The following is a 19,293-nucleotide window of genomic DNA, read 5'->3' on the forward strand; positions in this document are numbered from 1 at the left end:
AAAATAACAAAGGAGGGATAGAGAATGGATAAGTACCAATGTATGTGTGGGTGGATATACGATCCAGAAGTTGGAGAACCTTCTCAAAACATAAAGCCGGGTACACCATTTGAAGCCCTTCCAGATACTTTTACATGTCCGCAGTGTGGATTAGGGAAAAATGCATTTAGAAAAATTTAGGGGGAGGGAGGTTGATAACAACAAACCACCCCTTATATGAAGCATTGAAGGACATTCAAGATTTTAAATTAAGATTGGTGGAGTTTTTTAAGGATAAAAAAGTATTTCCAATAAAAAGTAAGGTGGAACTTGCCAACGCATTACCATGTGGATTGTCATTACCATGTGGAGAGATAGAAGCTGGAGAATTGGTAAAATTGTTAAATGAAGATGATTTCCCAATAAAAGACGCTGAAGATTTGGCTGTGAAATTGGCAAATAAATGCTTAATTGAGAAGGAAAATAAATAAGAGAATCAAAACTTTGCAATTTTAATTTATAATTTTTGCTATTACTTAAAGATGGTGGTAAAATGTTAATTGAAGTCTTTACATCACCAATGTGTCCGCATTGTCCAGCAGCAAAGAAAGTTGTTGAAGATGTTGTGGGTAAATTGAGTTGTGATGATATTGAAGTAAAGTATATTGATGTAACGGAAGACCCTGGTAGCGTAGATAAATACAGTATTATGGCTGTTCCAACTATTGTGGTTGATGGTGAAGTCGCATTTGTTGGAGCTCCTTCCAAGGAACAATTTGAAAATTATCTAAGAGAAAAGTTGAATAGGTGAATCATGGATGATTAAAGAAAATATCTTAGATGCTTTAAATAAACAAATAAACAGAGAATTTTATTCCGCATATCTCTACTTATCTATGTCAGCTTATGCAGAATCTATTGGATTGAAGGGTTTTGCTCAATGGCTTAAAGTCCAAAGCCAAGAAGAATTGGATCACGCAATGAAGATATATGATTATGTCATAGAAAGAGGGGGAAAAGTAAAACTATACTCCATAGAAGAACCAAAGAGCGAGTGGTCATCAATTATTGAAGTATTTGAAGATGGATATAAACATGAAGTATCCATAACTCAATCAATAAATGATATCATGGATCTTGCAATGTCTGAAAAGGATTATGCAACAGTAAATATGCTTCAATGGTTTGTAACTGAACAAGTTGAAGAAGAAGCGTCCTTTTCAGAAATTTTGGATAAATTAAAGCTAATTGGAGATGATAAAAGAGGTTTATTCATGCTTGATAAAGAACTTGGACAGAGAACTTACTCTCCTTAACTACAAAAGATTTAGGTGGAAATATGACATGGTGGAAATGTTCTAACTGCGGATATTTATTTGAGGCAGATACAATCCCTGAAAAATGTCCAAACTGTGGTGAAAAATGTACTTTTTATGATGTGACATGCTATACACCAGAATGTGGATGCCAAGGTTACGATCCAAAATTGGTTGCAAGAAAAGATCCACGTATCCTCTAATAACTTAAGTTATCCTTGAATAGATTATCTAAACTACGAATACGAGTAAATACTAGTTAATTAAAAAATATTAAAAAAAATAAAAAACCCGGGAGGGGGCAAAATGTGTGAAGAAACAATTTGTTGCATTGAAGGAGGTAGAATGCCTTTAATAGGTGAAAAATTTCCAGAAGTTGAAGTAAAAACTACACACGGAGTTATTAAACTGCCTGATCACTATAAAGGTAAGTGGTTTGTTCTATTTAGCCACCCAGCAGATTTTACACCAGTTTGTACAACAGAGTTTGTAGGATTCCAAAAAAGATACAAGGAATTTAAAGAACTCAATACTGAACTAATTGGTTTGAGTATAGACCAAGTTTTCAGCCATTTAAAATGGATTGAATGGATAAAAGAAAAATTAAATGTGGAGATTGAGTTCCCTGTTATAGCAGATGATAGAGGGATATTAGCAGAGCAATTGGGAATGATAAGCCCATATAAAGGAAATAACACTGTGAGGGCAGTATTTGTTGTTGATGATAAGGGAATCATAAGGGCAATAATATACTACCCACAAGAAGTTGGAAGAAATCTTGACGAAATCGTGAGGTTAGTTAAAGCACTTCAAACATCAGATAAAAAAGGAATGGCTATGCCTGCAAATTGGCCAAATAACGATATACTTGGAGATAAAGTTATAATTCCACCAGCATCAACTATTGAAGAAATAAAACAAAGAAAAGAAGCTTGTAAAAAAGGAGAAATTGAATGTCTCGACTGGTGGCTATGTTATAAAAAATTGGAATAATCCAAACATTAATTTTTATAATTCATTAACTTTTTTGGTGAATAGAAATGGTTGAAATTAAATTATCCTGCAAATTGGATAATAGTTGTGAAAAACCAAGGTATAGGAAGTATAGGTGTAGGGTTTGCGGTTGGACATATGACCCATTAAAAGGGGATCCAAGCCAAAATATCCCACCAAAAACACCATTTGAAGAACTTCCAGATACTTGGGTTTGTCCAATTTGTAGAGGAAAAATTGGAAAAGAATCATTTGAACCCTTGGATGAATGGGTAGAATTTGATTGAAGGAGGGGATTTTATGAAAACGGCCTTTTTAGTATTTAGCTATGAAAAAAATGGAAAACCAAACATGCCTATAATGTTCCATACACTTTTATTTGCAAATGAGATGAAGGAAAAAGGAGATGAAGTAAAAATTATACTCGAAGGAGAAGGTGTAAATTGGGCAAAAGATTTGCTCAATGAAGATCATCCACTTAAAAATCATTTTGAAAAATTAAAAGATGATTTTGTTGTTTGTGAAGCATGTGCAAGCATGTTTGGAGTTAAAGAGAAAATTGAAGGAAAATTAAAGTTAGATAATGATTTATTTGGACATGTAAGCCTAAAAAAGTATTTGGATGATGGATATCAAATAATTGAATTATAAATGAAGAATTTAAAGTTTATTTAAAAATTTAAAAGTGGTATCTATGGTAGTAGAAATAAAAAAGGATATTTTCTGGGTTGGTGTGGTGGACTGGGAAATTAGGGACTTTCATGGTTATATAACCTCAAACGGTTCCACATACAACTCCTATTTAATAAAAGATGAAAAAAACGTTTTGATTGATACCGCTAAGGGTTACATGTTTGATGAATTAATCAGAGGAATTAGCAGAATTATTAATCCAGAGGACATTGACTATGTCGTTGTAAATCATGTAGAAACTGATCACAGCGGTTGTGTAGATAAAATAGTTGAACTTAGTGGAGCAACAGTAATTACGAATGAGAAGGGGAAAGAACATTTATCTTTACATTATGATACAAAGGATTGGGATTTTATTATTGTAGATAGCGGAGATGAAATTTCCATTGGAAAAAGAACTTTAAAATTTATAAAAACGCCTATGCTCCACTGGCCAGATAATATGGTGACGTACTGTAAAGAGGAAAAGATTTTATTCTCGAATGATGCATTTGGACAACACTTAGCAAGTTCTGAAAGATTTGATTATGAAGTTGGGGACGAGATCCTTGAGTATGCAAAGGAGTATTTTGCAAATATATTAATGCCTTATAAGATGCTTATTCCTAATGCAATAAATTCCTTAAAAGATTTAGAGATAGAGCTTATATGTCCATCTCATGGTGTTATATGGAAGGAGAAAAAAGATGAAATCATAAAAAAGTATCTTGATTGGGCAAATGATAAAATAGAAAACAAAGCGGTCATTGTTTATGATACAATGTATAACTCAACCAAAAAGATTGCCCATGCTATTGCTGATGGTTTAATGGAAAATGGTGTTAAAGTAGCGATATACAAAATTTCTGAAACTCCTATGAATACCATCATTAGAGAAATTTTAGATGCAAAATACGTTCTTATCGGCTCTCCAACATTAAATCAAAATGTTTTACCTAATATTGCAAAATTTTTAGCTTATATAGAGGGATTAAAGCCAACCAATAAAATAGGAGTCGCTTTTGGCTCCTATGGTTGGATGGAAATGGCAACTGAAAAGATAAAGGAGGTGTTTAGGAAGTTGAATTTTGAAATCGTTGATGATGAATGCTTAAAGGTCAAATTTGTCCCAAAAGAAGAAGATCTAAAAAAATGTTATGAGTTTGGCCTTAAATTGGGGAGTTCATAATTTTTAATGCAATGAGAGTAATAAAGAATGTTGTATGTCCATTTTGTGGGAAAAAACAGCGAGATATTAGAAAGAATACTTAAAGCCGTTAAAAAAATTAAACCCGGGTACTCCACACCCTAACACAAAAACGTGCTGAGAGTGAGGGGGAACCTTTTCTGGCTTCTCACACTTTTAATTAAAAAATTTAAAAATTTAAAATTTAATTTGATAATTTAGTGATAATACTTTTGATTTTGTTGTTATTTTTGCTTTGTTTGAAATTTAAAGAATTTTAACTGCTATTTTATTTGGAGGGATAAAATGAAGGAATTAAAATTAAAAATAGAAGGAATGAGTTGTGGCATGTGTGTAAATACTATAAAAAGACTTTTGTCAGAGTTAGATGGAATTATAAATGTTGATATAAACTTAGAAGAAGGAATTGGTATTATAAAATATGATGAAGAAAAAATAAATGAGGATGAAATATTAAAAAATGAAGCATTTGAATTATATCCTGCAAAAAAGATTGAATAAAATTTTTATTTTTTATTTTAAGGGATAGTTATGAAAGTTAAAATAAAAATATCTGGCATGAGATGTGCTACATGTGCAAATAGTATTGAAAAAGTCTTAAATAAAATGGAAGGTGTTGATAAAGCGGTTGTTAATTTATTAGACGAGAGTGCAACAGTTGAATTTAATCCAGAAAAGGTTTCTTTAGAAGATATTGAAAATAAGATAGAGAGTATTGGATTTAAAGTAGTAAAAAATAGGGAAAGGGTTAGAATAAAAATAAAAGGCATGACGTGTGCCGTATGCGCTAAAACTATTGAGAAATTCTTAAATAAAATGGAAGGTGTTGAGGCGGAGGTAAATCTTCCAGATGAGAGTGTAGAGGTAGTTTTTGACCCAAATGTCGCTAATATTGAGGAAATAATAAAAAGAATAGAAACTTTGGGTTATGAGGTTGTAGGTGTTGGAGAGGAGGTTGATTTGGAAAAAGAGGGGAAGGAAAAAGAAATTAAAGATATGTTCAATAGGTTGGTGGTAGGGGCTGTTTTCTCAATAATACTGTTTTTGATGATGTATCTTAATGTTCCTTACAAAAGTTATATTATGTTTTTAATTTCAATTCCTCCATTAATCTATGTTGCATCACCAATTTTTAAGGCGGGATTTCATTCTTTAAAAAATAAAACCTTAAATATGGATGTTATGTATTCTATGGGTATTGGTATAGCATATATCTCAAGTTTAATCTCAACTATTGGTTTATTGCCAAAAGAATTCATGTTCTATGAAACTGCAATAATGCTATCTACATTTTTGACATTGGGGAGGTATTTAGAGGCAAGAGCAAAGAGTAAAACCTCTGAAGCAATAAAAAAACTTATTAAATTGGGAGCAAAAACTGCAAGGGTTTTGAGAGATGGGAAGGAAGTTGAGATCCCTATTGATGAGGTAATGGTTGGGGATGTTGTGATTGTAAAGCCGGGAGAGAAGATTCCTGTTGATGGGGTTGTTTTGGAGGGAGAAAGTTATGTTGATGAGTCGATGATTACTGGTGAGCCAATACCTAATTTAAAAAAAGAAAATGATAAGGTAATTGGAGGGACAATAAATAAAAATGGAGTTTTAAAGATAAAAGCTGAAAGAGTAGGGAAAGATACACTTTTATCCCAAATCATTAGGTTGGTTAAAGAGGCGCAGGCATCAAAACCAGAAATACAGAGTTTAGCAGACAAAGTTGTTTCCTACTTTATACCAGTTGTTTTGGCAATTGCCACATTGTCTTTCATATATTGGTATTTCACGGAGGGTCTTTTATTTGCCACTACGGTGTTTATATCTGTTTTGGTAATCGCGTGTCCATGTGCATTAGGATTAGCGACACCTACTGCAGTAACTGTTGCAATTGGAAGGGGGGCAGAGCTCGGAATATTAATAAAGAATAGCAAGGTTTTTGATTTGTCTGAAAAATTGAGATTTGTAGTGTTTGATAAAACCGGAACCTTAACCATTGGAAAACCAGCAGTTAGGTATATAAAAACCGATATGGATCTGAGAGAATTTTTGTCCATTGTTGGAGCTTTAGAGAAAAATTCAGAGCATCCTTTAGCCAATGCAATAGTTAAAAAAGCAGAGGAATTAAATGTAGGGTTAAAAAAGGCTGAAAAATTTGACACAATAACTGGGAGGGGGATAGTTGGAATTGTTGATGGAAAAGAGGTTCTAATAGGCAATAAAAATTTAATCAAGGAAAAACTAAAAGAGTTAAAATATGAAAAAGAAATAGAAAAATTGGAAAAAGAGGGAATGACCGTTATAGTTGTTGCAATAAATAAAGAAGTTGTTGGGATAATTGCCATATCTGATAAAATAAAAAGGTATGCAAAGGAAACCATAGATATGCTAAAGGATATGGGCATTGAGGTTTATATGATAACCGGAGATGCCAAAAAGACGGCAGAAATCATAGGAAAACAGTTGGGAATTGAAAATATATTTGCAGAGGTTTTACCAAATCAAAAGGCTGAAATCGTTAAAGAACTTAAAAAGAAGGGGGTTGTTTCATTTGTTGGTGATGGGATAAATGATGCTCCTGCTTTGTCAGTTTCCGATATTGGAATTGCAATAGGGAGTGGAACGGATATTGCCATTGAGAGTGGGGATATAGTTTTGGTGAAGGATGATTTAAGGTATGTAGTTGGAGCAATAAAATTAAGCAGGAGGGCAATGAAACAGATAAAATGGAATCTATTCTGGGCATTTGCATACAACACCTCTTTAATCCCAATTGCTGCAGGTTTGTTATATCCTTACGGAATATTCTTTAAACCAGAACTTGCAGGTTTTGCAATGGCAATGAGTTCTGTAACAGTCGTTAGCTTATCTCTATTGCTAAAAAAATACACTCCAATAAAAAATACCGAAATAAGAAATTAAAAAAATAACAAGTAAGGTGGAATAATGAAGGTCTTTGGGATAAGCGGGAGTCCAAGATTGCAGGGAACTCATTTTGCGGTAAATTATGCCTTAGAATATTTGAAAGAGAAGGGGGTAGAGGTGAGATATTTCTCAGTTAGTAGAAAAACTATCAATTTTTGCATCCATTGCGATTACTGCGTAAAAAAGAAAGAGGGATGCATATATAAAGATGACATGGAAGAGGTTTATGAAAACCTTATCTGGGCTGATGGGGTAATAATAGGAACTCCAGTTTATCAAGGAAATGTATCCGGACAGTTAAAAACATTGATGGATAGATGTAGGGCAATATTAGCAAAGAATCCTAAAGTTTTAAAAGATAAGATAGGAATGGGCATTGCTATTGGTGGAGATAGAAACGGAGGGCAAGAAATAGCTTTAAGAACTATACATGATTTCTACATAATAAATGAGATGATTCCTGTGGGAGGGGGTTCTTTTGGAGCAAACTTAGGAGCTACATTTTGGTCTAAAGATAAAGGAAAGAAGGGCATTGAAGAGGATGAAGAGGGATTGAGAGTTTTGAGGAAAACACTTAATAGGTTTTATGAAGTTTTGAAAAATAGATAAAAAATGGATAAAAATTTATTCTTAATGCATTTTTGGAAGTTCTCTAGGGAGTATGTTTTTTTGCATCATTTCCTTGATAATTTCAACAAGTGCACCTACATAAGCTTGCTTCCCTCTTTCACAATTTTTCGGGAAAGGTAGGCATCTAACAGCATTTAAGTTAAAATTAGGTGTCTTATCTCTTTCTTTTAAAATTTCTAATGCCTCTATGGCTGAGATAATACTCCAAGAGCACACATTTTCATGGACTGCAATTATGAAGTGAGGATTAAATTGGGCAATCTGACTAGCTAATCTTTGAATTAATTCCTCCTTTTCCTTTTCATACACTTCTAGGCCACACAATTTTTTTGCCTTCCTACCAGGTTCGTTGTATAGGTCAATAAGGTAACAGCCTAAAAGCATAAAACACTGAAGGGAATTAGGAATCTTTCTACCATAAGCTTTCTCAAAAGCTTCCTTAGTTGCAGAATATAACTTAGAGTTAGCACAATAAAAGAAAGTACTTTTAGGAGGAGATTCTCCAATGAAGAGAACTTTTACTTTTATATTTTGTCTTGTTGGGTTGTATTTCTCTCTTATTTCTTCATAGTTCATTCTCTAACACCCTCTTAAATCTTTAAGGCTATCTGCATGTTTTGACCGAAATGTTTTTAAAGTTTTCTTTGTGAGTATTTGACAGGCTGAAATTTACTGAAATTAATTACAAACAAATTTAAGAGTTTATGTGTTTTAAAAATTTTCTGTTTATTTTAAGTTGAAATATATATATACTTTATTATTTTTATATACTTTATTATTTTATATTATTTTATTGAGTTTAATGAGATGAACTTAACTATGTTAAGAAAGTGCTTTACTATTCTATTGGCTATTCTTCTTTTAGCATCTCCAGTTAGTGCATTCTTTTCTTTTGATTTTTCAATATCTCAAAATAGGGCAGTTGCAGGAGCAACGATTGCAGCTGAGACAATTGCAGATGCGATGGTTAGTAATTACATAGAAGAGAATCATCCAGAATATTCAGATGCCTATACTGTTGTTTCTCTGATATTTGACCCAACGGGAAAGATAATTGGTAAGTTATCTTCAAAAGGGCTAAAGTATGCTGATAATTTATATAGATACTTAAAAAAAGCAGATAATGGCAAAGGACTTGTAAATCCAGATGTCGCTAATAAAATATTTGATAAGGATTTAATTGAAAAATTGGCGGAGAAAGAAAATAAGGGATATGGCCCAAAAACAGTTGCAAAGAATACGGTTAAATTGTTAGAGGAAGGTATTAAACCAGAGAATATTAACAAATTGTTTAAAGATGCAGTTGAAAATGATAAAAAAGTTGGTTGGATAGATAATAGAATAGAAACTCTTGAGGAAAATGAAGTGGATATAGATACAATAAACGATTTTATGGAAAAAAGTTCAAATCCTTATGATGATTTGAGGCATCTAAATTGTAAGGTAGCAACATTAGTGGCATTAGGGATTAGTAAAGATAACCTAAATAAAATCATAAAAAACTCAAAAAATATCAAAGATATATACAACTGCAAAGAAGATCTTAAAAAACTAAAAAAGATGGGAATTACCAAGGAAAACTTAAATAAAATTATTGAAAATCTAAAGGACATTAAAGATATAACAAAAATAAGAAAAACCATAGGAGATTTAAAAAGAAGAAAAATAAGTAAAGAGTCGATAAATAAACTAATAGAAAATGGTTATGATTTAGAGAAAGTAAAAGAGATAATTAAAGAGTTAAGAAATAAAGGAGTTCCTTCTAAGATAATAGATGGTTTGATTAAGAAAGAATATTCTTTAAAAGAAATATCTGCATTCAATAAATTTAAATAAAATCACTGTAGTTCCCATCAAACATATAAATATGTATATTGTATCAAAATTCTTTAAATGTTAGGTTTTGTTTTTTTATTTTAATTTAAGAAGGTAGCTGAAGTTAATTCATGTTCATAATAATTATTAAGAAGATGGTTCTAATACCATTAGAAGTGTAAAATTAAAAATTATTACCTATCATTTACTTTAAAACAAAATCAGCAGGAATGCTTTAAAATTTATCCAAAACATTAACAACTTCTCCAACAACAATAACTCCAGGGGGCTTTATGTCATGTTCTTTTGCTTTTTCAACAATATTGCCTAAAGTACCTTTTACTACTTTCTGTTTTTCTGTTGTTCCGTCTGTTATTATAGCTACTGGTGTGTTCTCATTTCTTTTTGGGTTTTTTAATAATTCTTTTACGTGTTTTTCAAGGTTCGTTATACCCATAAGGATTATTATGGTGTCTGCATTTAACTCACTCAACTTAACCTGTTGGTGTTCTTTATCCTCTGCCTCATGTCCAGTAACTACTGTAAATGATGTTGCTACCTTTCTATGAGTAACTGGGATTCCAGCAACTTCTGGAACTGCTATCGCTGATGTTATGCCAGGAATTACCTCATAAGGTATATCATGTTTTTTTAATTCTAAAATCTCTTCTCCTCCCCTTCCAAAAACAAATGGATCCCCACCTTTTAATCTAACAACAATTTTTCCTTCTTTTGCTTTTTCTACAAGTATCTTATTAATTTCTTCCTGTTTATGAGAGTGTTTTCCTTTTCTCTTACCAACGTATATCAACTCAGCACTTTCTTTTGCGTACTTCAAAAGTCCCTTTCCAACTAAATCATCATAAACTATAACATCTGCGTTTTGTATTGCCTTTAGGCCCTTTAAAGTTATTAGTTCCTCATCTCCTGGTCCCGCACCGACAAGAATAACCTTCATATATCCACCTTCATTTTTAATTTTAAACACGATTAAAATATTTTTGAGTTTATAATATTTATATTGTCCCATTATAGTCGTATGCGGAATTATACGGCAAAACCCCCAGGGTTTTGCCATTAATTTTTTAACTCATTTATATACCAATAAATTTCAAATAGCAGTATCTTTTCTTAAAATTTGAAAATAAACTTATATAATCCTTAAAAATTTAATTGTAGTTATATTCCAAATCTAACGCACACGACTATATTCTTGTTTTGATTATTAACTGTTCTGAAATTATGTTTTAGATCCATCTTTAAACTTAATTAAATGGTTATGAAATGTCACAAATTTAAATTTTAGGTAAAATATGTCCTCTGCAAATCTTATTTTGTTTTATAAGTGTTTGTTACCCATACACAAAAAAGAGTTCAAATAATATAATTTAATATTTTGTATCTAAAAATTAATGTCTGGAATTCCTATTGTTGTTAATTTTGCATATTTTACGTCATTCAAACTTTTTAACTTTTCAGTTAGTTCAATTATCCTTTCCTTTGAACCTTTAACGACAATAACTCTCAAAAGTTCATCATTTACAATAGATTGAAAAGAAACTAAAACAACATCTTTATAATTTTTTTCAATTTCTAATATCTGCTTATATACTTTTGGGTGATATATTAGAGTTATATCTCCTGCTTTTGATTCTATTCTGTGAAGCCAGTTGTATTTTTTTACATAATCCACCAAAGCTTCCCTAATAACTTCAGATCTTGATTTGTTTAGTTCTTTTGTGATACCTTCCAATTCTTTTAAAAGGTCTCTTTGAATAGTCATAGTTATTCTTTCCATCATGAAAAACCACCAATTAATAATACCTCTACTACTAACAACAAACGATTGATAATAATTAAATAACCAAAAGTATTAAGACATGCGCTCTTATTTTTAGTATTATCCCATATAAAAATATTGTTATTAAATATCATTTGGACTATTCCTAATGTGATGGTATTAATATTATAAAATTTTGTCATCTAAAATATTACCAAACAAATAGAAAGTATTATATATGATGACATTAATTATATTGTGGTGGGAGGGGCTTTACACAAAGCCACATATACCATAGGAACCACTCCTACACTATAGCCATATTGCGGAGTTGTTGTCTCTATTTACACTGCTTCCATAGGCTCACCGATGACATATATTTTTTTATTTTTTTATTATTTTTTTAGTAGAAATTATTAACTTATCATCTATATAAGTATTTTTATTTTACTATCCGTAAATAAATGAAAAATTTTATATACCAAAAATCATACTATTCTTAAAAAGTTATTATATATTTATTACAAATTTTTATAAAATGTTCAATTAATAATAAAATTTAAGGTGTTGTTATGGTAATATATGAAGATAGAATAGATTTGTATGATGAAAGAGGGAAATTGTTGGAGGAAAATGTACCATTGGAAGCGATAAGTCCAATGATCAATCCGACAATTGAGAAAATAATCAATGATGTTAAGAGATCTGTTGCTGTAAACCTCTCTGGGATTCAGAATGCATTAAAAACTGGAGCAGTTGGAGGTAAAGCATGTTTTTGTCCAGGGAGAGAAATTGATTTGCCAATAGTAGAAAATGCTGAAATTATTGCAGAAAAAGTAAAAAAATTAGTTCAAATTCAGGATGGGGATGATACAAACGTCAAATTAATCAACAAAGGAAATCAAATGCTAGTTCAACTCCCTTCAAAAAGATTGAAGATGGCTGCAGATTATACAGTATCCACCTTAGTCACAGGAGCAGCAGTAATCCAAGCAATAATCGATACATTTGATGTAAATATGTTTGACGCCCCTGTTGTTAAAACAGCAGTTTTGGGAAGGTATCCGCAGACGGTTGATTTCCATGGAGCAAACATTGCAGCATTGCTTGGACCACCAGTTATGCTTGAAGGATTGGGCTATGGGTTGAGGAACATCATGGCAAACCACATTGTAGCAATTACAAGGAAAAAGACACTGAATGCAGTTGCTTTGTCATCAATTTTAGAACAAACAGCAATGTTTGAAACAGGTGATGCAGTAGGGGCATTTGAGAGATTGCACTTACTTGGTTTGGCATTCCAAGGATTGAACGCAAATAACCTTGTTTATGAAATTGTCAAGGAAAATGGTAAAAATGGAACAGTAGGGACTGTTGTTGCATCAGTAGTTGAAAGGGCTTTGGAAGATAAAGTAATTAGGCCAATGAAAACAATGCCTTCAGGATTTACTGTTTATGAGCCAGTAGATTGGGCATTGTGGAATGCCTACGCAGCAGCAGGGCTTGTAGCAGCAGTAATGGTAAACATTGGGGCTTCAAGAGCCGCACAGGGAGTGGCTTCAACCGTTCTTTATTACAATGACATCCTTGAATATGAAACAGGATTGCCAGGAGTTGACTTTGGTAGAGCAGAGGGAACTGGAGTTGGATTCAGTTTCTTCAGCCACTCCATCTATGGTGGAGGAGGACCAGGAACATTCCACGGAAATCATGTTGTTACAAGACACAGTAAAGGGTTTGCTATCCCATGTGCCGCTGCTGCAATGTGTTTAGATGCAGGAACCCAGATGTTCTCTGTTGAAAGAACATCAGCATTGGTGGGGACAGTTTATAGTGCTATTGATTACTTAAGAGAGCCATTGAAGCATGTTGCAATAGGGGCAAGAGAAGTTAAAGACAAAATTTAAGAAATATATCAATTCACTTTTTATAATTTTTAAAATGGTGAAATTATGGAAGAAAATGGAATCGAAGTTGTTGACATCAAAATCTTCCCACACAGATACCTAAAACCTGAAACTTCTGAAAAAGTATTGAATGCCATCTATGATTTGGGTGATGATATAATTAGGGTTATTGTTCACGGCCCTTCTTTGCCAAAGTATGTTTACTATGGCCCTGCAAGAGGAATGCCAGTAAACCACTCAGATAGGAAAGTTATCAAAATTAAAGGCGAGGAAGTAGAGCTAACTGTTAAAGTTGGAGAGATTATTGTTACTGTTCCTTTTGAAAAGGCAATGGAAATAGAGAAAAAATTACATAAAATTTGCAAAGAGAACTTTCCTTATGGATATGACATTTATGTTGGGGCATTTACAAAAGTAAGACCAACAGTAACTGACTATCTAAAATATGGAGAGAGATTTGTCAATGAAGTGGATAAAAGGTTAATTGGAATTACTGACCCAAGAAGTAAATTTGAATCTGCTGTCAAAATAATTCCAAAAGAAGAAAAAGAAGATGAGGAAAAAAGCAGTAAAGAGGAGTAATATGTCAGTAAATCAAAAAGCACTTAACTTAATGAGGTGATTTTATGGCATACAAGCCTCAATTTTACCCAGGAGAAACATTAATAGCAGAAAATAGAAGAAAGCACATGAATCCAAATTACGAGTTAAAGAAGCTGAGAGAAATTTCAGATGACGATTTAGTTAGGGTTTTAGGACATAGAAACCCAGGAGAAAGCTACAAAACTGTTCACCCACCATTAGAAGAAATGGACTTTGAAGAGGATGTTATAAAAGAAATTGTAGAGCCAATTCCAGGGGCAAAAGAAGGTATTAGAGTTAGATACATCCAATTTGCCGATTCAATGTATAACGCTCCAGCTCAACCTTATGACAGAGCAAGGACATACATGTGGAGATTTAGAGGGGTTGATACTGGAACTCTATCAGGAAGGCAGGTTATTGAGATTAGGGAACTTGACTTGGAGAGAATTTCAAAATGGCTTGTTGAAACAGAAATTTTTGACCCTGCAACATGTGGTATGAGAGGTGCAACAGTTCACGGACACTCATTGAGATTAGACGAGAATGGTCTTATGTTTGATGGATTGCAGAGATACATCTACGATGAAAAAACAGGACATGTTATTTATGTAAAAGACCAAGTTGGAAGACCGTTAGATGAGCCTGTAGATGTTGGAGAACCCCTCCCACAAGAATATTTGGCAAAAATTACCACAATTTACAGAAAAGACAACATTGGAATGAGAGAAGACAAAGAGGCATTAGAAGTTGTTGAGATAATTCATATCGCAAGGACTGAGGGTGGATTTGGGTTAAATGTATTTAAAAAGGATTTAAAAAGAAGATTGGGTGAAAAGTAATGGATGCTGAAAAGAAACTATTCCTAAAAGCATTGAGGGAGAAATTTGAAGAGGATCCAAAAGAAAAATACACAAAGTTCTACGTATTTGGAGGATGGAAGCAATCAGCAAGAAAAAGAGAATTCTACGAATATGCACAAAAAATAGCAAAGGAAAGAGGAATTCCTGGATATAATCCAGACATTGGAGTCCCATTAGGGCAGAGAAAATTAATGACCTACAAAATATCTGGAACTGATGCATTTGTAGAGGGGGATGATTTACACTTCTGCAACAACGCTGCAATTCAGCAACTTGTTGATGATATTAAAAGAACTGTTATCGTTGGTATGGATACTGCGCATGCAGTTTTAGAGAAGAGGTTAGGGGTAGAAGTTACGCCTGAAACAATCAACGAATACATGGAAACCATCAACCACGCATTGCCTGGAGGGGCAGTTGTCCAAGAGCACATGGTTGAAGTTCATCCGGGATTAGTTTGGGATTGTTATGCAAAGATATTCACTGGAAATGATGAATTAGCAGATGAGATTGATAAGAGGTTTTTAATCGATATAAATAAAGAGTTTCCAGAAGAACAGGCAGAAATGCTAAAGAGGTACATTGGAAATAGGACATACCAAGTAAGTAGGGTTCCAACACTCGTTGTTAGATGTTGTGATGGAGCAACAGTTGCAAGATGGTCTGCAATGCAAATTGGTATGTCATTCATTACAGCATACAAACTCTGTGCTGGGGAGGCAGCAATTGCTGACTTCTCCTACGCTGCAAAACACGCTGATGTTATCCAAATGGGTACTTTACTGCCTGCAAGAAGAGCAAGAGGTCCAAACGAACCTGGTGGAGTTCCATTTGGTATATTTGCAGATATTATCCAAACTTCAAGGGTAAGTAATGACCCAGCAGAGATAACCTTAGAGGTTATTGGAGCAGCGGCAACATTCTACGATCAAGTTTGGTTAGGAAGTTATATGTCAGGAGGAGTAGGATTTACCCAATATGCAAGTGCAACATATACAGATGATATCTTAGATGATTTTGTGTACTATGGATTGGATTATGTTGAGAAAAAATATGGTTTATGTGGAACAAAACCAACAATGGATGTTGTGAGGGATATTGCAACAGAAGTAACGTTATATGGTTTAGAGCAGTATGATGAATACCCTGCATTGTTGGAAGATCACTTTGGAGGTTCTCAAAGAGCAGCAGTTACCGCTGCAGCAGCAGGATGTTCAGTTGCATTTGCAACAGGAAATTCAAACGCTGGAATTAATGGATGGTATTTAAGCCAAATCTTACATAAGGAATACCACAGCAGATTAGGATTCTATGGATATGATTTGCAAGATCAATGTGGTGCTGCTAATTCATTATCAATTAGGAGCGATGAAGGTCTGTTGCATGAGGCAAGGGGGCCCAACTATCCAAACTATGCAATGAACGTCGGACACCAACCAGAATATGCAGGAATTGCTCAGGCACCACACGCGGCAAGGGGAGATGCTTTCTGTTTCAACCCATTAATTAAGGTAGCGTTTGCAGATAAGCATCTTGTCTTTGACTTCAAATGGCCAAGAAAATGCATAGCAAAAGGAGCATTGAGGGAGTTTGAGCCAGCAGGAGAGAGGGATTTAATTATTCCTGCCCATTAAAATAATTTTCTTTAAAATAGTTTTTAATTTTTTGGATTATTTATTATTTAGGTAATCAATGATTTTTTCGAATTTATTAGTAAGTTCTAGATTTTCCTATAATTTTCTTTTTACCTTATTAATTTTACTGTTCATGCTCAATCCATCCAAAATACTTTTCAATTATATACCATGCTCCCTGCGGAGGGATTAAACCGATTTCAGTAATAATTGCATCGATGTATTGGGAGGGAGTAACATCAAAAGCAGGATTTCTTATTTTTATTTTTTTATATTTTCCCTCAAATTCAACGACTTCCTCTGGATTTCTCTCTTCAATTTCTATTAATTCTCCAACAATTGTTTTTGGATGGAACTTGTAGGTTTCAGCAGCGGTTAAAAATGGAATTCTTGCTTCATGTGCTATTAAGGCAATTTGGGATGTTCCTATTTTATTGACAAGGCATCCATTGGCAGTTATTGCATCTGCCCCCACAACAACAATATCTACTTCTTTTATAAAATATCTAACCGCAGAATCTACTATTAATGTTACATCAATCCCCTCATCGCAGAGTGCTTTTGCTGTTAAATAACCTTGATTTCTTGGCCTTGTTTCAGTGCAGAAAACTTTAATATCTTTCCCCTCATGATACGCTGTTTTTATAACTTCAATTGCCGCCTCTGAATTGCAGTGCGTTAAGATTGTGTATCCATCTCTTATTCTCTTAGCCCCAATCTTACCAATATTTTTTGTGGCATTTTTTGAGGAGATTATAAATTCTTCTGCCTTTTTTATAACTGATTCTTTTGGGTTTTCATCCTTTAATCCATTTAAAACATATTTAACTGCATTTGGTAATGATACGGCAGTAGGTCTTGCAGACCTCAATAACTCCCCAGCTTCAAGGATTTTCTTTTTAAATTCTTCATCATCCAAATGCATTATAGTTTCTGCATATTCCTTTAACGCATTTGCCGCTGCTCTTGCTATCCTCCCCGCTCCCCTAACTTCCATGTTTTTTATTTTTTCGTAAGTTTCTTTTATGATATCCATTTTCTTCACCAATTAAAATTTAAAAAAATCTATTTATTTATCAATTTTGCCATTTGAAACTGTTTAATTTTTCATTGACGAATGTAGACATTAATGTATTTTCGTTTTCGAAATTTTTATATATGAGTTAATATACATATAAATATAAGGATGATGCCTCTGATGAAGGTGGATACTGGAGACCTAAGGAGGCGGACTTTATCAGAGTTCTAAATCTTATGGGCGGAGTTGGGGTCCCCGCGACAGGGATAGAGACCGATGATATGTTCCCGATGAACCCAGAGGGAACTGAGGCTGATGACATCCAAGTCCAACGTGGACATTATGTCTATGATTGTTCACGTTGGACAGACCCCATTAATTTTACAATATCTTTTGAACTTATTACACCAACAATTTTATCATCAAGTTCAGAACGGACATACAAATGATGGATGTTGTTTTCTATCATAACTTCTACTGCTTTTTCGAGTGGTGCTTCAGGACTTATTGCAATGATTTTTGAGTTCATTATATCTTCAGCTTTTAAAGTATCTAAGTTCTCATGATAGTGTTTCAATATGTCAGTATCGGTAATAATTCCCCAAAATGCTTGGTTATCTGAAACTACAACTGATGAAATGTCATTTTCAGCCATTTTTTTGACAATGTCGGATATTTTATCATTTAAAGATACTTCAACAATTCCCCTCTTCATTATGTCTCTAACTAAGTATTTAGAAAGCATTCTTCCCACCTCACAATAAATTAAAGGACATAACTATTTTTTTTTCACAATACTATATATAACTTCCTAATTAAAATAAAAAAAGAGTTGTTATTAAAGAGAATTAATATTGTTGTGATTTTTATATTAAAACTCAACTTCTATCCCTAAAATATCTCTCTTACCTTTCAAAATATCTTCTGCTATCATTGCACTCCCTACTGCCCCACTCTCTCCGCTCAAGACGAAAATATTTCCATCAACATATTCTTTAATCATCTTTGGAATGTTTATTGGGTGTTTTAATGTTCCTATGGAACCTGCCAAAACAACATTTTTGCTCTTATTTAAAAACATTAGTGAATTTATCTCCATAGCCACGCTTAATACTAATGAATCTACTGCCAACTTACAGTTTTTGTCGTTGAAATAGTTGTTTATTATTGCCATCTTTGTATCTTCAACCCCTTTATATAATTTTGCTATCTTTACAGCCCCTGCTTTTGAGAATGCCTCATTTGCGGTGATTTCTCCACTATCTATTTTTCTAATCAACTCCAAATCTAATGGACCATGCAACATACCTATTGCCCCAATGCAGGCATCAAAACCTCCAAAAATTTTCCCATCTTTTATAAGCAAGGTTACGGTGTTTGATGAAATATCAGAGAGTATAAAATCCTCAAATCCAAAGGTTTTGTATGCATTATAGGCAATGGATATTTTTTCTGGCGAGGCAATGTGAGAATACAATGCCCTAAACCTCTCATCCATGCATTCTATTCCCCTATGCAAGCCAGGAATAACAACTGCTGGAATATTTGCATTTTTTATTTCATCATAAACCTTAGTTCCTCCCCCAACCTTCTCTCCAACACCTTCAATATTCACAACTCCCCTATTTTTCACTTTTTCTATTGGCAGGATTTTGTTTATACCATCACCCATTGAGTATGTAACTGCCATTAAATCAATATCCTCTAAATCAACGTGTTTTTTCAATTCTTCAATGTATGATTTGTTTTTGAGCTCTGTTCTCCTTAATTTAAAAATAATCTTCTCATTCCCATCTTTTATACATGTTGTAATTCCAGAGGTTCCATGGTCAATTCCTACTGTTATCATGTTTCCACCAACTGATGTAATTCAATTTGATGAACATAACTTTTATATATTTCATGTAATTCAATTAACTTTGGTGATAATGTTAGTGTTTTATTATAACGGCAAAACTTTGTTTTGCCATTAACATTCCAA

Annotated in this window: 23 protein-coding genes; 17 read left to right on the plus strand and 6 right to left on the minus strand. The window is 33.2% G+C overall.

Going from position 1 to position 19,293, the window contains the following annotated elements:
* The first annotated feature begins 24 nt into the window (after positions 1 to 24).
* The 12 genes from METIG_RS02085 (at position 25) to METIG_RS02140 (ending at position 7,692) form a co-directional block, all read left to right on the plus strand.
* Positions 25 to 180, plus strand: coding sequence for a rubredoxin (locus tag METIG_RS02085; RefSeq protein ID WP_013798591.1), 156 nt, complete (start codon positions 25 to 27; stop codon positions 178 to 180).
* 11 nt (positions 181 to 191) lie between these two features.
* On the plus strand, positions 192 to 470 hold the full coding sequence (locus METIG_RS02090; RefSeq protein WP_013798592.1) for an MTH865 family protein: 279 nt from the start codon (positions 192 to 194) through the stop codon (positions 468 to 470).
* Positions 471 to 532: 62 nt separating this feature from the next.
* Complete coding sequence (locus METIG_RS02095; RefSeq protein ID WP_013798593.1) at positions 533 to 790, plus strand: MJ0307 family thioredoxin; 258 nt, start codon at positions 533 to 535, stop codon at positions 788 to 790.
* 7 nt (positions 791 to 797) lie between these two features.
* A complete protein-coding gene (locus METIG_RS02100; protein ID WP_013798594.1) occupies positions 798 to 1,295 on the plus strand; it encodes a ferritin in 498 nt (165 codons plus the stop codon).
* Between the two features lie 23 nt (positions 1,296 to 1,318).
* The gene (locus METIG_RS02105; protein WP_013798595.1) at positions 1,319 to 1,498 is read left to right on the plus strand and encodes a rubredoxin-like domain-containing protein; all 180 of its coding nucleotides are present in this window, start codon (positions 1,319 to 1,321) and stop codon (positions 1,496 to 1,498) included.
* A gap of 103 nt (positions 1,499 to 1,601) precedes the next feature.
* Positions 1,602 to 2,288: a peroxiredoxin gene (locus tag METIG_RS02110; protein WP_013798596.1), complete on the plus strand. Its 687-nt coding sequence runs from the start codon at positions 1,602 to 1,604 to the stop codon at positions 2,286 to 2,288.
* A gap of 47 nt (positions 2,289 to 2,335) precedes the next feature.
* Positions 2,336 to 2,575, plus strand: coding sequence for a rubredoxin (locus METIG_RS02115; protein ID WP_013798597.1), 240 nt, complete (start codon positions 2,336 to 2,338; stop codon positions 2,573 to 2,575).
* Between the two features lie 13 nt (positions 2,576 to 2,588).
* Positions 2,589 to 2,939, plus strand: a complete 351-nt coding sequence (locus METIG_RS02120) for a DsrE family protein (protein ID WP_013798598.1) — start codon at positions 2,589 to 2,591, stop codon at positions 2,937 to 2,939.
* A gap of 43 nt (positions 2,940 to 2,982) precedes the next feature.
* Positions 2,983 to 4,149 (plus strand): FprA family A-type flavoprotein, encoded by a 1,167-nt coding sequence (locus METIG_RS02125; protein WP_013798599.1) that lies wholly within the window; start codon positions 2,983 to 2,985, stop codon positions 4,147 to 4,149.
* Positions 4,150 to 4,452: 303 nt separating this feature from the next.
* The gene (locus METIG_RS02130) at positions 4,453 to 4,668 is read left to right on the plus strand and encodes a heavy-metal-associated domain-containing protein (protein WP_013798600.1); all 216 of its coding nucleotides are present in this window, start codon (positions 4,453 to 4,455) and stop codon (positions 4,666 to 4,668) included.
* Between the two features lie 30 nt (positions 4,669 to 4,698).
* Positions 4,699 to 7,080 (plus strand): heavy metal translocating P-type ATPase, encoded by a 2,382-nt coding sequence (locus tag METIG_RS02135; protein WP_013798601.1) that lies wholly within the window; start codon positions 4,699 to 4,701, stop codon positions 7,078 to 7,080.
* A 24-nt stretch (positions 7,081 to 7,104) separates the two neighbouring features.
* Positions 7,105 to 7,692: a flavodoxin family protein gene (locus METIG_RS02140; protein ID WP_013798602.1), complete on the plus strand. Its 588-nt coding sequence runs from the start codon at positions 7,105 to 7,107 to the stop codon at positions 7,690 to 7,692.
* 21 nt (positions 7,693 to 7,713) lie between these two features.
* Here the strand turns inward: METIG_RS02140 and METIG_RS02145 are convergent, their stop codons facing one another.
* Entirely contained in the window at positions 7,714 to 8,289 is a 576-nt protein-coding gene (locus METIG_RS02145; protein ID WP_013798603.1) for a hypothetical protein, read from the minus strand.
* Positions 8,290 to 8,532: 243 nt separating this feature from the next.
* On the opposite strand from METIG_RS02145, the gene METIG_RS02150 reads away from it, so the two are divergent.
* Positions 8,533 to 9,549, plus strand: a complete 1,017-nt coding sequence (locus METIG_RS02150) for a hypothetical protein (protein ID WP_216585155.1) — start codon at positions 8,533 to 8,535, stop codon at positions 9,547 to 9,549.
* Positions 9,550 to 9,763: 214 nt separating this feature from the next.
* Here METIG_RS02150 and cobA read toward each other — a convergent pair whose 3' ends face one another.
* Positions 9,764 to 10,486 carry a uroporphyrinogen-III C-methyltransferase gene (gene cobA, locus METIG_RS02155; RefSeq protein ID WP_013798605.1) on the minus strand — a complete coding sequence of 241 codons (723 nt, stop codon included), beginning with the start codon at positions 10,484 to 10,486 and terminating at the stop codon, positions 9,764 to 9,766.
* Positions 10,487 to 10,930: 444 nt separating this feature from the next.
* A complete protein-coding gene (locus METIG_RS02160) occupies positions 10,931 to 11,326 on the minus strand; it encodes a CopG family ribbon-helix-helix protein (protein WP_013798606.1) in 396 nt (131 codons plus the stop codon).
* Positions 11,327 to 11,880: 554 nt separating this feature from the next.
* Here METIG_RS02160 and mcrB point away from each other — a divergent pair.
* From mcrB to mcrA, 4 genes are read left to right on the plus strand one after another with little or no spacing between them, the layout of a single operon-like run.
* Positions 11,881 to 13,215 (plus strand): coenzyme-B sulfoethylthiotransferase subunit beta, encoded by a 1,335-nt coding sequence (gene mcrB, locus METIG_RS02170; RefSeq protein WP_013798607.1) that lies wholly within the window; start codon positions 11,881 to 11,883, stop codon positions 13,213 to 13,215.
* A gap of 45 nt (positions 13,216 to 13,260) precedes the next feature.
* Positions 13,261 to 13,797: a methyl-coenzyme M reductase operon protein D gene (gene mcrD / locus METIG_RS02175; RefSeq protein WP_013798608.1), complete on the plus strand. Its 537-nt coding sequence runs from the start codon at positions 13,261 to 13,263 to the stop codon at positions 13,795 to 13,797.
* 44 nt (positions 13,798 to 13,841) lie between these two features.
* Positions 13,842 to 14,639, plus strand: a complete 798-nt coding sequence (gene mcrG / locus METIG_RS02180) for a coenzyme-B sulfoethylthiotransferase subunit gamma (RefSeq protein WP_013798609.1) — start codon at positions 13,842 to 13,844, stop codon at positions 14,637 to 14,639.
* Positions 14,639 to 16,294 carry a coenzyme-B sulfoethylthiotransferase subunit alpha gene (mcrA, locus tag METIG_RS02185; RefSeq protein ID WP_013798610.1) on the plus strand — a complete coding sequence of 552 codons (1,656 nt, stop codon included), beginning with the start codon at positions 14,639 to 14,641 and terminating at the stop codon, positions 16,292 to 16,294. The genes mcrG and mcrA overlap by 1 nt, the downstream gene beginning before the upstream one ends.
* A 124-nt stretch (positions 16,295 to 16,418) precedes the next feature.
* On the opposite strand, the gene METIG_RS02190 is transcribed toward mcrA, so the two are convergent.
* From METIG_RS02190 to METIG_RS02200, 3 genes are all read right to left on the minus strand, one after another.
* Positions 16,419 to 17,330: a ribose 1,5-bisphosphate isomerase gene (locus METIG_RS02190; RefSeq protein ID WP_013798611.1), complete on the minus strand. Its 912-nt coding sequence runs from the start codon at positions 17,328 to 17,330 to the stop codon at positions 16,419 to 16,421.
* 328 nt (positions 17,331 to 17,658) lie between these two features.
* A complete protein-coding gene (locus tag METIG_RS02195) occupies positions 17,659 to 18,057 on the minus strand; it encodes a CBS domain-containing protein (RefSeq protein WP_013798612.1) in 399 nt (132 codons plus the stop codon).
* Positions 18,058 to 18,183: 126 nt separating this feature from the next.
* Positions 18,184 to 19,161 carry a methanogenesis marker 12 protein gene (locus tag METIG_RS02200; protein WP_013798613.1) on the minus strand — a complete coding sequence of 326 codons (978 nt, stop codon included), beginning with the start codon at positions 19,159 to 19,161 and terminating at the stop codon, positions 18,184 to 18,186.
* Positions 19,162 to 19,293 lie beyond the last annotated feature (132 nt).

Origin of the sequence: Methanotorris igneus Kol 5 (genome assembly GCF_000214415.1) — an archaeon.
GTDB classification, from domain to species: Archaea; AGJL01; Methanococci; order Methanococcales; family Methanococcaceae; genus Methanotorris; species Methanotorris igneus.